The following is a 14,303-nucleotide window of genomic DNA, read 5'->3' as shown; positions in this document are numbered from 1 at the left end:
AATATGAAAAAAGATAATAAAAATAATATTTCTAAAGAATACACAAAAGAAGATATTGCTTATATGAATAGCCTAGCTCAGGCTGTTTTAGCAAAGAATTCTCATAAGACTAAAACTATGCTTTATTTAGTACTTGTGTGTATTTTAGGCTTAATCGTATGGATGGGTGTTGCTAATGTTGATGAGATTACTCGTGGTCAAGGTAAGGTTATACCTAGTGGTCAAAATCAAGTTATTCAAAACCTTGAAGGTGGTATAGTTCAAGAGATTTTAGTAAGAGAAGGCGATATTGTTAAAAAAGGGCAAATTTTAGTAAAAATTGATAATAAAAGTTTTGAAAGTTCTTTAGCTGAAAGTGGTGTAAAATTAAGCGAACTTTTAGCTAAAAAAATACGCCTTTTTGCACAAGCTTATAGCAAAGATTTCAATGAAGGCGTGATAAGCAAAGAAGAATTAGAAAAAATAAATTCTATTGCTTTAAACAATGAAAAAAGTTTGTTTAATACAAATAAATTACAGCTAAATGCAAAAATTTCTCAAAAAGAAAGTGAAATTAAAGAATTAAATTCAAAAATATCTTATCTAACAACTAATTTAAATATCGCAAAGCAAGAGCAAAGATTGGTTGAAGATGCTTATAAAAAAGGTAGTGTTTCTAAGATTGATTATTTGCAAGGTCAAAGAAAGGTAAATGATATTCAAGGAGAGCTTTCACAAGCAACCATAGCCTTACCAAAGGCAAAAGAAGCCTTAAAAGAAATACAGCTTAGTTTTACAAATGATAGCAAAAAAGAACTAAATGAAGTGAATGCTGAAATTGCAAGAATTTCAAAAAGTCAAATAGGCTTAGATGATAAAGTAGAAAGAACCTTAGTAAAAAGTCCAGTAAATGGAATTATTTCAAAGATGAATATTCATACCGTTTCAGGTGTTATAAAACCAGGTATGGATATAGCTGAAATTGTTCCTTTAGATGATAAGTTAATCGCTGAAGTTAAGGTTAAGCCAGCTGATGTTGCTTTTTTAAGAGAAGATTTACCAGCTACATTAAAATTTAGCGCTTATGATTTTAGCATTTACGGAGGTTTAAAGGGTAAGGTATTACAAATTAGTGCCGATACTGAAACCAACGAAAAAGGGGAAAGTTATTATTTAGTAAGAATAGTTACTGATAAAAATCATTTAGGAACAGATGAGCATCCGCTTGATTTAAAAGTAGGTATGATTGTTACAGCTGATATTATTACAGGTAAAAAAACAATCTTAGATTATTTATTAAAACCAATATTTAAAACTAAACAAAATGCTTTAAGGGAGAGATAATGCAAATCGCACTTTTAATTGATAATAAACAAGATAAGTTTTATATAAAAGAATTGCTTGAAAGTGAATTTGAATGTATTGAAGTTGCAAATTCTAATGTAGTTTTAGCTAAAAATATAAATATTGTTATTAGTGATATGTATGATGAAATTGAATTTTTAAGCAAGAATTCGGTTAAATTTATTGCTATTAGCAAAAATCCTAACTTTAATCAAGCACAACAATGTTTAAAAGCAGGTGCAAAGGCCTATGCAAATTCAAAAATGCAAAAAAATCATTTTGTTGATGCTATTAGATGTGTAAATAATGGTGGTATTTGGCTTTTACCAGAAATTGTTTTAAATATGATAAAACTTATAAATGTAAATTATGAAGATAATTCTACTGTTTTAGAAAGTTTAAATGATAGAGAAAGACAAATAGTAAAATATATAAAAGATGGTTTAAATAATAATGCAATAGCACAAAATCTTAATCTTAGCCTAAGAACTATTAAAAGCGATAGTGCTAGTATTTATCAAAAACTAGGTGTGGAAAACAAAATCGCACTTATGATAAAATTAAAAAATATATCTTTGTAATTTTTAGCTAAAATTATATATTTTTAGCTAAAACACAAGCTATAAAAGAGTAAAATATTTTTACTATTTGGTTTTATTTATAAGAAGAATAATTTAGCATAGCAAGGGGATTTTTAGTAAAATTAACAACAATGTTGTTACTTTGTAATTTTATTTAAAATAAAACAAAACTGTTATAAAAATTCTAATAATTAAAAATTTTAAAGCACTTTTACTCCTTTAAGCTCTATTAAGTAATATTATTAATTATGGCAAACTAGTAGCTAGTTTTTAGTTATATTAATGTTTTATACAATTTAAAATAATAAGTAAAATTAATAAGAAAAATAAATAAAGTTTTAAATATTTTTAGTAAGCAAGATAGTCTTTAAATAATTTAAATTTTAGCTAGTTTTCTAGCTAAAATTATTAGTTTTTTATTAGTCTTTTAACAAATACAACAAGCAATAATACAAATAATATTAAAGCCAAAAGCTCATTATTTATTAAAGTAAAATTTATTTTTAATGGGCTATCGCTACCGCCATTACTAACAGAAAATACAGTAATAGCAGCAATAATAACTCCTATTATGCTTTCACCAACTATTAATCCAGACGCAAATAAAATTCCTTTTTGTTCTTTTTGCTTTAAGCTATTATCATCGTGCTTATTTTTAAGATATCTAAAAACAAAATATTGCACAAAACCACCAATTACAAGCGCTACATTTACTGAAGGCGGAAGATAAATTCCTATTCCAACTGCTAATGGTGCTAAAGAAAGTTTGAATTTATTTTTTAAAATTATATCAATAATAATAACTATAACACCAATAAAAACGCCAAAAAGTATATATTTATAATCAATGTTATTGTGAAAAATTCCTTGTGCAATTGTGCTCATAAGATTAGCTTGTGGTGCTGCTAGTGTTTGATTTAAGTCCATTCCTTCTTTTGGCATTGCACCTACAAAGCCATAAGCTTTATACAAAAGATTTAAAACAGGAGTAATCACCAAAGAACCAAAAAAGCAACCAATAAGTAATGCTATTTGTTGTTTTTTAGGACTTGCACCTACTAATTGACCTGTTTTTAAGTCTTGTAAATTATCATTAGATATTGCTGCTACTCCTAAAACAACACTGGTTATAAAAATACTTAAAGCAATTGCAAATTTTGATAATTCTTCGCTTGCAAAAATATTATGATTTGAACCAATAAATAATATAGTTAAAGAAGAAGCAATAATAGCAATCAATCCAATACCTGATATTGGACTTGAAGACGAACCAACAAGCCCAGCCATATAACCACAAGCTGCTGCAACAAAAAAGCCAATAAAAATAGCAAGTAGGGTACCTGTTAAAGATAAAATAAGTTCTAAATAAAGACTAAGTTTTGCATCGCTAACAAAAGAAAAAAAGGTAATAAAAAGTCCAATGCAAATTAATACAAATAAAATCATTATACTTTTTAAGGACATATCCGTATCTAAATGATTTTTCTCATTAGAGCTTATTTTTGCATTTTTAAATACTTCTTGCATACCAATAAAAACTGGTTTTAATAATTTTATTAAAGTCCAAAGCGCTGCAATAGCTATTGCACCTGTGCCTATTAATCTAACTTTTAAAGCCCATATATTGGTTGCAAGCGAGTAAGCATCAGAGTAATCTTTCATATCAGCAAAGCTTGATAAGTAAGGTGTAAAAATTCCCCAAGCTAATATCATACCAACAAGCAAAGCAAGGCAACCTGCTAAACCTACTATATATCCAGCCCCAACTAAGGCAAAAGAATAGCCTATTGATATCGCAAAGCTCATTTTGTTTAGCATAAAAGCCACATTGCTTTGAGAAGCTACTATTTTAAATGCACTGCTAAAAATACTCATTAAAGCAGAAAATAAAGCAGCTAAACTAAGTTCTTTTAAGCCTTCTTTGCTTTTTTCCCCTGCATTTAAGTCATTTGATAGTTTTAGTATTTCAGCAGCAGCTCTTCCTTCAGGATAGCTAAGTTTGCTTTTATTTACCATTACCCTTCTTAAAGGAATAGTAAATAATACACCTAAAGTTCCACCACATAAACAAATCATAAAACTTTGCCACATAGGAAATTCACTCCAATATCCGCACATAAACAGACCAGGAATTACAAAAATAACAGCAGATAAGGTTCCAGCTGCAGAAACCTCTGTTTGCACTATGTTGTTTTCAAGTATATTTGAGTTTTTAAACATTGACAAAACAGCCATAGAAATAATAACTGCAGGAATTGATGAAGAGAAGGTAAGACCAACCTTTAAGCCTAAATAAACATTAGAAGCGGTAAAAATTATTGTTAAAACGCTTCCTAAAAGCAAAGCCCTAAAACTTAGTTCGGGTAATTTTTGTTCTTTTTGCATAATAGCCCCTAAAGAATAATTTAAAAAAAGCTAAAATAATACAAAAAAAGGTTAAAATTAGGTAAAAGATACGGCAAATAATATTATTACTTATACAATAATAAATACAAGTAAAAATACTTTAACTTTATATTTAGTATATTTTATTTAGTGTTAGTGTAAAAATAAATTATTACTAGCAATAAGTACTTAAAAAAAGATTTTTAATAATGCAAAAATTAATATTTTTTATAAAATTAACTGCGTTGGATATTAAGTATTTGTGTTTATTTTTTAGCGTATAGTGGTTGTTTTATATAATTATGATTAAAAGGATATTAATAATATGCAAGGAAAAATCCTTGCAAAATGGTGTTTAAGCTAAAACTAGCTTCTAATTATCCTCAACAAGATTGATTCATTTTTTCTTTTTGCTCTTTTAAAAATTCTTCTTTGCTTAAAGGTGTTTTATCAGGATTATTTTTTTGAAATTCTTTTAAATAATCTTCATAATTAGGCACACCACAAGCAGCTTTTAGCTTATCAAAAAAACCCATTTTCTTTCTCCTTTCTATAATTTATTAAATAGTATTATAAAATTGTAATTACTATTTTACAAATTGCACTGTAAAACTTGAATCACAATTTAACTCTCCACCAAAACAATGAACTGTATCTTTTATATATTGTGAATTTTCGCTTTTACTTCCTTTTGTTGATATAGTAATTAAAGGGTCGCTTTTATAATCAGTAAAGCTATTTACTTTAATATCTAAACCATAATCAGAATTAAGTTTGATAGGATTAGCTGTATTTTCAAAACCAAAATATTTTTCAGTACTACCAAACAATGAATAGCAAGTTTTATTAGCTTTTATATCCTTTTTATCTCCTTGAAAGCATAAAGGATTGCTATAACTTGCGTCCTTTTCTAATACAAAAATATTGATTTTTCTAGCTGCTTTATCATAGTATGAAAGATTAATATCGCAACTATATATATTAATTTCATTTGCATTAGCAACTGTTTCAAAGGCACCACATTTATAAATTTGCTTTGTAGAAACTAGCATTCTTTGGTCATTAATCATAATTTGAGGTTTTATGAATTTAATTACATTTTTTTGTGGAATTTTATTTTCGTGATATAAAGCTTCTAGCTTTGTTTTATTTAAGTTATAATTAAAAGCTGCCTTACTAGTATCAACGCTCATTTCAAATTCTTTTGTACTTTTGCCTGATTCATTGCAAGTATTTTTTGTTTTATTTATACCATTTGAACAATAAGTTATAAGATTAGCAAAAGCAAAATAATCTTTTGGATAAGTATATTTTGGGTTTGTTCTAGTGCTATCATAAGTATTATTTATTACACCTAAAGTAGCGTAAGCACTATCTTTGTAATCATCATCACTTACTATAGTTTTATTATCTTTATAATAAGTATTTAAGCCAAAAGTTTTTTTATATTCAGTATCATTTTGAGCAAAATTATAGCAAGCAAATTCGTTGCAGTATTCTTTTAAAACCTTTACAAAAGGAGCGTTTAGCTCGTTAATATCTATACTAAATTTTATGCTTTTATCATTAATTTTTGTTGTACCTTTAAGATTTGCTAGATTATCATTTCTACAATTACTATTTTTTGCACTTGCACAATTAAGCACTAAAAAGTTATTTACATCAATATTGCTTGATGAAAAATCAATAGGAAATTCTGCAGTAAAATTATTAATCACACTTGCTTCTGTGTAGTTTGTGTAATCGGTTGCTATGCTTACTTTGTTGTTTTTTACACTATTAATTGAAAATTTATTTCTTAAAGAATAATTATCTATATTATCAATAATAACTGCATTTATTTGTGCATCTTTATGAATATTTTGAGATAAATTAATTTTTGTATCTAGCTTTTGCATTTTTAGTTTAAAAAAACTACTTGGAGTTTGGCAAGCTATTTTACCTTCAATACTTTTATTTGCCTCTTCTTTAGTTAAAGGATAATCATAAGCTCTACAATGATTGTTTGCATCTTGTTTTGAAGCTTTGTAATATTCTTGCAATGTACTATCTAAAATAGCAAGTTCAGGCTCAATAGGATTTAAATAAAAAAATATATTATTTAAATTTAACATATCGGCTAGTTGCGAATTACCTGTTTGATTAGCATTGCTTGTAACTGGAATAAAATATTTAACACCTTGAAAAACAAAATGCTCAAAAATATTACCAACAATAAATTGGTTTGAATTGTTTTTATTTGGTTTTATATAGCTATTTAATATTGTTCTATTTATCTTTGTATTAATATCATTATTATTGATAAATTGCATTTCTTGGTTTGCAATATCATTTTCATTAAAATTTGTTTTTGCTGGTCTAATACTTATTTCGCTATGTTTTAATTCTTCTTTATTTTCTATAGCAGTAAGATTATTGTTTTTATCTAAATTCGCAATGCTTATTTGAAATTTTCTTAAAGCTTCTTGTGCTGCCTTAACATTTTTAATTTTAAAGGTCCCACTTTGTAATGGATAAAGCAATAAATTATCACAATCAACACTCATACCATAACTATTTGTGCAAGTTGTTGGCGTAATTAAATTAGCTTTTTCATCATAAAATTCTATTTGATTTTTTTCACCATTTGATGAGTTAAATTTTTCATAATTATTTAAAGAAAATGCTATGTAACTTCTGCTTTCTAGCTTATCTTTATTGTGAGTTTGCACTGGGTTAATATCATTATAAATACCAAAATCAAGCCTTAATAAAATACTTTGATTTTCAAGTATTGTATAAATATCATTACCTGCTTTTGTATTTTGAAAGCTTGGTTTAAAGTTATCGGTATAGCCAAATTCTTCACTGTAATTTTCATCGTTATATGCGCTTGATAGTACTTTTTGTACATCTGTTGTACAATCTTTTCCATTAGGATTTGCAGCTTGAATTACATAAAATACTAATTCATCAGAGCCACCATTTCTAATACTATCAAAAAAATATCTAGTACCGCTTTCAAAAATTTGATTTTCATTAGTTTTTATACCTGTGGTGCATTCTTCAGTACTTGTATCAGTATTTGTATAACAATAAGTTTTTGTACCAAAGCTTTTATCATCAAAAAAGTCAATCTTGTATGGCTGCATTGCACTTACTTTTTGTTCATAGCTAAGCTCTTTTCTTTTATAACCAGCATTTACTTGAACTGGTGCAAAATCAATTCCATTTACCTTGCAGTTATTATCATCTATACATTTATGTGTTTTTAACCAAGTAAATTTTTTGCCTTCTCTAACTCCTATTCTTAAAGGTTGAATTCTAAACATTTTTTCTTGCTTACATTCATTTTGTGCTAATTTAAATTTATATTTTGCAAGCATTGAATAGTAATTATTGCTGTATTTTCTACTAACTTCTAAAATAGGAAAATATTTATCGTTATCATTAATAGTTAAATCATTTTTATATAATTCGTTCGGATTTGAATTATAAGTCCATACAAAAGAGCTTTTATTAGCGCTTTTAATTCTTACAAAATTTCTATCATTTTCATTTTTAGTATTTACATATTCTGTTATATAAACTTGATTGTATGCGTTTTTAGGAGAAAAAAATCTAGTTTCATCAATTCCTTTATCAGAATTTAACAAGGCCTTACCGTAAGCTAAATACCAAGCTTGGTCTTTATTATTTTTTACACTATTTATTGTTTCAACATCATTTGTATAGATTAAATGAGTATATTCTCTTGTTAAAACAGGAGCTTTACATTCTTCATTTATATAGTTTTGGCATAAATTAATATCAAAAATCAAATAGTGTTCATTAGGGTTTTTATCTATAAACCAAGCATAAGGATAAGACCATCCACCACCAGGAAAATGTATATATCAAAACCATTAATTTTTAAAGGAGCGTTATCTTTGTTTTTTTCATCTCCACCAAAGGTAAAAATTTCCTTACCATAACCATTACTTAAACCAGCAGAATTAAATATTTTTACAAAGGCTCTTCTAGCGTTTTGCCCACCTGATAACCAACCCTCTTCATCATAATATTTTGCTTGTAGGATTGAACATAATCCCAAGCATAACAAAAACGTTTTTTTCATTATCCCTTCCTTAAATGTCGTTTTGTTAATTATAATATTTTATTTTTAAAAATGTAACAATTTTTTATGATTTAGGTCTAAAAATTTTTGGTGCGTTATCTTTTACCTCAATATAAGCTGCGTTAATTAAATCTAAACAGTAAGGTATTGCACCAAAAATAGGCTCTAAACATTCAACAATAGCCTTAGGTTTGCCAGGCAAATTAATTATTAAAGAGTTATTATAAATTCCAGCAATTTGTCTTGATAAAATAGCAGTAGGCGTATATTTTAAGCTGGTCATTCTCATAAGTTCTGCAAAACCAGGTAGTTCTTTTTGAATAAAATCTTTTGTAACCTCAGGTGTGATATCTCTTAAAGCAGGTCCTGTACCACCAGTTGTAAAAACCAAATCGCATTTTTGCTCATTGCAGCTAAGTTCTAAAGCATTTTTTATTGCTTGTTTTTCATCAGGGATTAAATGATAAAAAAAATCTATTTCATTTGCAATCCAGCTTGTTAAAGTATTTTTGATTTGTTTTCCGCTTAAATCTTCATAAACTCCACTACTAGCTCTATCAGAGCAGGTTATTATTGATATTTTTATTTTTTGCATTAACTATCCTTATTTATAAAAATTACTTTTTCTTTTATTAAATTATCTGCAAGTTGTTTTATTTCGCCTTCATAGGCTTTTAAATAAGTTTTGCATTTATTTTTTAAATCATTTAAATCAATATCTTTATATAAAGATAATATCTTTTGTAGCTTTTTTTCATCTTTAAAATAATTTGAGTAAGTTTCATTTAAAAATATTTCATTAGCTAATCTTCCTGCTAAATGGATTATTATTTCATTTTTAATTTGAGAAAGAGACTTTAAATGCTCGTTTTTAAAAGAAAATTCAACACTAAATAAATCAACATAAAGCACATTAGCATCACAAAGTTGTGCTATTTTAACCTTTGCTGCTTGATAAATACTTTGTGCTAAAAGTTCATCGTCATTTAAATAATTATCGTCTTTGTAACCGTTTTTAATATGCAAAATACTTTTTATTAGTTCTTCTTTGTTTGAGATATTATTTAGTAATATTTCAGTTTCTAAATCGCTAAAATTAGCACCGTTAAAACCATAAGTAATATGTGCTAAATCGTTTTTTAAAACATTATTTGGAAGTAGATTTTTAAATTCTAAAAAATCTAAAAATTCCATTCTTTCTTCATAATTTGGTTTAGTAAAGGCGATTTTTTTAGAAAATCTTCTAAGTAGTGCCGCATCAAGAGATTTTTCTAAATTCGTTGCTGCTATTAACAAAACATTGTTTATTTCACAAAAGCCATCAAGTTGAGTTAATAATTCATTTAAAGTATTATCACTTTCATTTGAAAGACTAATACCCCTTCTTTTACCTAAAGCATCAATTTCATCAATAAAAATCACGCTAGGTGCTAGTGCTGCAGCGTTTGAAAATAAATCTCTAATTCTTTTTGCACCAACTCCAATAAACATCTCATTAAAACTACTTGCACTTTGATAAAAAAAACTAGCCCTGCATTCACTTGCAAAAGCCTTTGCTAGCATAGTTTTACCAACTCCGCTAGGTCCTGTTAATAGCACGGCTTTAATAGGGCAATTTTTTTTATTTTTAAATAAATTTGCTAATTTTCTTAATTCTTTTTTAGCGGTGTTTTGACCAATAATTTCGTCAAAAGAAACAAATTTACTTTTTTGAGTTTTAAATTCGCTTTTTAAAATATTACTAACTGGATTTTGAGTATTTTTTGCATTTTTTAAATTTTTTGAAGCATAAAATAGATAAAACAAAAAAGCAGCAGAAATTAAAGCTAAAAAAAGCAAAGTATAATCAAATTCAATTTTATTTTCAATGCTTGTATAATTTAGCATTTTTGATAATACTTCATCGTTTGCAAAGATTACATATTTATTTTTATCAATACTAAAATAAAGCTGATTATTAAGCAAATAAGCATCTTTTACATTTGTATTTAATAAATTATTAAATTCTGTGTAATTTAAAGCCTTTTGTTTTTGTTGTGAAAAAAATATAACAAAACATAAAGAAATTAAAAGTAATGAAATTAAAATAATTTTTATATTTTTATTTTTTAATAATTGCTGAATTTGTCTCAAGCCCCACCTCATAATCGTTAATTTTTAGCCATTTTTTTTCTAAATTTATTGTAGATTTTATTTTTATAAGGTTAAAAAATTGGTCATAACCTGTGTAATATGAATCTTTTTTTTGTTCTATTAAAACTTCTAATTGCTTTTGTTTTTTTCTAAATTCATAATTTTTATCTGCGATTATTTGTCTTAATTGCTTTAACCTTTGCTTTGCTATTTCTTTTGGAATTTCTCCTAGTTGCTTTGCTAGCTCAACACTTTTTGTTCCATCTCTTTTTGAATAAATAAAAGCGTGTATGTGAGTTAGCGGAAAATCATAAATTTTATTTATTGCATCTTGCCAAATTTCTTCGCTTTCTCCAGGGTGCGCTACAATAAAATCAGTACCTAAGGCATAATTTTTAGAAGCTAAAAATTCAAATAATTTTAAATCTTTTAATGCGGTATTTCTTCTTTGCATTAGTTTTAACATTTGCTCATTTGTGTGTTGCAGGGCAATGTGTAAATGTCTTTCTAATTTTTCTTCGTCTAAAAGTTCTTTAAATTCATCATTAATTTGCACAGGCTCAATGCTTCCAAGCCTAAGTCTTTTTACATTATTTATTTTAAAAATTTCTTTTATTAATTTTGCTAGATTTGTGTTTATATCTTTTCCATAGCTTCCTATATTTGTACCAGTTAGTACAATTTCACTAAAACCATTCTCGCTTAAAGTTTTAATTTCATTTATTAATTTATCTAATTCTATACTTCTAGCACGACCACGCACACTAGGAATAATGCAATATGAGCAGTTAAAATCGCAGCCTTCTTGAATTTTAACAAAGGCTTTTGTATGCTGCTCGTAAGAACTTACAACCTTTTCATCTATAAAATTTAAATTACCCACATCAAAGAATTTTTTTGTTTTTAAAATACTTGGAATTTGTTGTTTTAAACTTGCTCCAAAAACACTATCTACTATATTGTTTTTATATAGTTTTTCACCAATGCTATTTGCTGCACAACCAGTAAGAATGAATCTTGCTTTAGGGTTTTTTTTCTTTGTGCTTGAAATGTATTGTTTTAAACCTACATCAGCATTGTTTGTAACGGTGCAAGAATTTATAATTATCGCATCAGCTTCATTTTCATTTTGAGTTAATGAATATTCTTCCTTTACATAATTTTTAATCAGCTCTGAATCATAAATATTTGTTCTGCAACCAAAAGTTTTAATGTAAATCTTCACTATTATCCTTTTTAAATGGTGTATTTGCATTTGAATTTATTAATATGCTTTGTGTTGGGAAAGCAAGTTTTATATCGCCTTGCTCTTTAAAGCGTTTTATTATCTCTTCACTAATTATTGAACGCATTTTTAAAACCTCTCTTGAATTTGCCATATACCACACACTAATTCTAACTCCAAATTGCTCTATAAAAACAAAAATTTTTGCATCAGTTCCTGAATTTTTCATTTGATAGTGATTTCTCATTTTTTGTATAGCTTTTTTTGCACTATCTGCATAAGCATTACTGTATAAGCTTGCTGAATCTAAAATTATTTGTTTTGCTTTATCTATATTAGAACTATAATCTAAATAAATATCAATTCCATCCCAAACTGTTTTTAAGTATGAATAATTGTAATTTGAGATTAAATCGGTAAAAATATAATTATTAGGTATATAAATTATTCTTCCTGCTCTTCTATTTTCTGTTAATGTTGTATAAGTTACATCTTCATATAAAGTCATTTTTAATAAAGAAATATCAATTATATCTCCTACATAAATTACTCCATTTTTTGTAACCTTAATTCTATCTCCTACATGAAAACCAGCGCCAAATTGTAAAGTAAGCCAGCCAAGCAAGCTCATAAACATATCTTTCATAGCAATAGCAAGACCAGCTGAAGCAAAACCTAAAATACTTACAATATAAGTGATATTTTCAACAAAATAAAATAGGCAAAATAAAGCAATTATAAAAAAAGTTAAAGTATTTAAAATCTTTGTAATGCTATAAACTTTATCTTTATCATCAACATATTTTCTAATCAATCTGCTAACAAGATATCTAATTAAAAATATACAAAGAATAATTATAGAAAAATTAATTGAGCTAAAATACTGGTTTTTAATTTCTTTATCAATTAAAGCAAGGTTTTCATTGATTTTAGCTTTAAAAATTGCATAAGAATTATTTGCATAGTCTAATGTGTTTTTATATTCTTCTAAAATATTAGTATTTTTTATAAGTTCATCTTTGTTTGAGTTATCAAGCTTATTTAACTCATTTAATAGATTTTGCTTTTGTTCAAGTTCGCTTATTAGTTTTGAGAATTCTTTTATTTTATTTTCAAATTCTTTGTCTTCTTTTAGTAGGTGTTTTTTTTCATTTAAGCCTTCTAAAATTAAGTAAATATTTGTTATTTTTTTATGTTCGCTTGGCTCATTTGCTAAGTCTAGTGATTTTTGTAAAGAATAGCTTTCATAGTCTTTAAACAAATCAATCTTACTTTCAAGTTGCTTTATTTGTAAATTAAGTTGTTCTTTTTTATCTTTTTTAGCCTTAGATAATTGTGTTTTTAATAAAATCATTTCATCTTGCATACTTAAATAACTTAAGTAATTATGATAATTTGTATAAATTGTATTTGCATTTAGATTTTTATCAACTTGCTTAATTTGCTCTTTTAGTTGAGCGATTTGTTCTTTTTGCAAAGTATTTATTTCAACATTATCAGCAAAAACATAAAATATAAATAAAAACAAGGCTAAAATTTTTTTCATTCATAATCCTTAAGAATACATAAAACATCTTCTTTTTTAACATCGCTTTTTATTATTGCTGCTTCTTTATTTAATAAAATAAAGTTAATTTTTCTATCATCGCTTTTTTTATCTTGAAAAAAGGCATTATAAAATTCTAAAGAATTGCTTATTTTAAAATCTGTTTGTAGCTTAAATTTTTTAAGAGTATTAAGGATATCTTCGTAATATTCTTTATCTATTAAGCCAAGTTTTAAGCTTAATTTATTTGCCATAACCATTCCAATTGAAACAGCTTGACCGTGTAAATATTTTTTATAATTAGTTAAGTTTTCAATTACATGCGCAAAGGTGTGTCCGTAGTTTAGTTTCATTCTTTCACCTTTTTCAAATTCGTCATTTTTTACTACTTGTGCCTTTATTTTTATGGATTTTTCTAAAATTAAATCATAATTTAAATTATCAAGCGACATATTTTTTATTTCATTATAAAATTCTTTATCAAAACAAAGAGCCATTTTAATACTTTCAGCCAATGCTGCACTTATTTCATCTTTTTTTAATGTATTAAAATATTTTGTAAAAATATACACGCTATCAGCTTGTTTAAAGGTGCCTACTAGATTTTTACCAAAGCTATTATTAACTCCATTTTTTCCACCAACAGCCGCATCAACTGCTGCAAGTAAGGTGGTTGCTACATTTATATGTTTTATACCTCTTTTATAAATTGCAGCTACAAAGCCACCAATATCGCTAATAACCCCGCCACCAAAATTAATTAAGCTTATATTTCTACTTAAATTTAGCTTAAACATTTCATTTAAAACATATTCAACAGTAGAAAGATTTTTATATTCTTCTCCATCTTCAATACAAATAACTGCTTTTAAATTATCTTTATTTAGCATTGATATAAAGTCATTTAGCAATAGTTTTTCTAAGGTTTTATTGCTTAAGATTACAAAATCTCCATCAATTTGTATTTTTTCATTTATCATTACATAGTGTTTGTCTTTTACTTGAATCTTCATT

At 26.3% G+C, this 14,303-nt stretch carries 11 protein-coding genes; 2 read left to right on the top strand and 9 right to left on the bottom strand.

Going from position 1 to position 14,303, the window contains the following annotated elements; all coding sequences use genetic code 11:
• The first annotated feature begins 3 nt into the window (after positions 1–3).
• Complete coding sequence (locus tag CCANL266_RS05260) at positions 4–1,323, top strand: HlyD family type I secretion periplasmic adaptor subunit (RefSeq protein WP_172232417.1); 1,320 nt, start codon at positions 4–6, stop codon at positions 1,321–1,323.
• Positions 1,323–1,904, top strand: coding sequence for a response regulator transcription factor (locus CCANL266_RS05255; protein WP_172232414.1), 582 nt, complete (start codon positions 1,323–1,325; stop codon positions 1,902–1,904). The genes CCANL266_RS05260 and CCANL266_RS05255 overlap by 1 nt, the downstream gene beginning before the upstream one ends.
• Positions 1,905–2,312: 408 nt before the next feature.
• On the opposite strand, the gene CCANL266_RS05250 is transcribed toward CCANL266_RS05255, so the two are convergent.
• The 9 genes from CCANL266_RS05250 to aroB all read right to left on the bottom strand — a co-directional run bounded on the left by CCANL266_RS05250 (position 2,313) and on the right by aroB (position 14,302).
• Entirely contained in the window at positions 2,313–4,289 is a 1,977-nt protein-coding gene (locus CCANL266_RS05250) for an OPT family oligopeptide transporter (protein WP_172232411.1), read from the bottom strand.
• A gap of 383 nt (positions 4,290–4,672) precedes the next feature.
• On the bottom strand, positions 4,673–4,825 hold the full coding sequence (locus tag CCANL266_RS05245; RefSeq protein ID WP_172232408.1) for a CstA-like transporter-associated (seleno)protein: 153 nt from the start codon (positions 4,823–4,825) through the stop codon (positions 4,673–4,675).
• 51 nt (positions 4,826–4,876) lie between these two features.
• Positions 4,877–8,089: a hypothetical protein gene (locus tag CCANL266_RS05240; RefSeq protein WP_172232405.1), complete on the bottom strand. Its 3,213-nt coding sequence runs from the start codon at positions 8,087–8,089 to the stop codon at positions 4,877–4,879.
• A 23-nt stretch (positions 8,090–8,112) separates the two neighbouring features.
• On the bottom strand, positions 8,113–8,385 hold the full coding sequence (locus tag CCANL266_RS05235) for a hypothetical protein (RefSeq protein WP_172232402.1): 273 nt from the start codon (positions 8,383–8,385) through the stop codon (positions 8,113–8,115).
• A gap of 64 nt (positions 8,386–8,449) precedes the next feature.
• Positions 8,450–8,980, bottom strand: a complete 531-nt coding sequence (gene mog, locus CCANL266_RS05230; RefSeq protein ID WP_172232399.1) for a molybdopterin adenylyltransferase — start codon at positions 8,978–8,980, stop codon at positions 8,450–8,452.
• Positions 8,980–10,530, bottom strand: a complete 1,551-nt coding sequence (locus CCANL266_RS05225; protein WP_172232396.1) for an ATP-binding protein — start codon at positions 10,528–10,530, stop codon at positions 8,980–8,982. Before CCANL266_RS05225 ends, mog begins: the two co-directional genes overlap by 1 nt.
• On the bottom strand, positions 10,487–11,773 hold the full coding sequence (gene mtaB / locus CCANL266_RS05220; protein WP_263450550.1) for a tRNA (N(6)-L-threonylcarbamoyladenosine(37)-C(2))-methylthiotransferase MtaB: 1,287 nt from the start codon (positions 11,771–11,773) through the stop codon (positions 10,487–10,489). The genes CCANL266_RS05225 and mtaB overlap by 44 nt, the downstream gene beginning before the upstream one ends.
• Entirely contained in the window at positions 11,727–13,289 is a 1,563-nt protein-coding gene (locus CCANL266_RS05215; protein WP_172232393.1) for a mechanosensitive ion channel domain-containing protein, read from the bottom strand. The genes mtaB and CCANL266_RS05215 overlap by 47 nt, the downstream gene beginning before the upstream one ends.
• Positions 13,286–14,302 carry a 3-dehydroquinate synthase gene (gene aroB, locus CCANL266_RS05210; RefSeq protein WP_172232390.1) on the bottom strand — a complete coding sequence of 339 codons (1,017 nt, stop codon included), beginning with the start codon at positions 14,300–14,302 and terminating at the stop codon, positions 13,286–13,288. Before aroB ends, CCANL266_RS05215 begins: the two co-directional genes overlap by 4 nt.
• Position 14,303 lies beyond the last annotated feature (1 nt).

The sequence above is a fragment of the Campylobacter canadensis genome (assembly GCF_013177655.1).
GTDB lineage: Bacteria > Campylobacterota > Campylobacteria > Campylobacterales > Campylobacteraceae > Campylobacter_E > Campylobacter_E canadensis.
The sequence above is the reverse complement of the archived record's forward strand: the minus strand, read 5'-3'. Positions and strand labels throughout refer to the sequence as shown.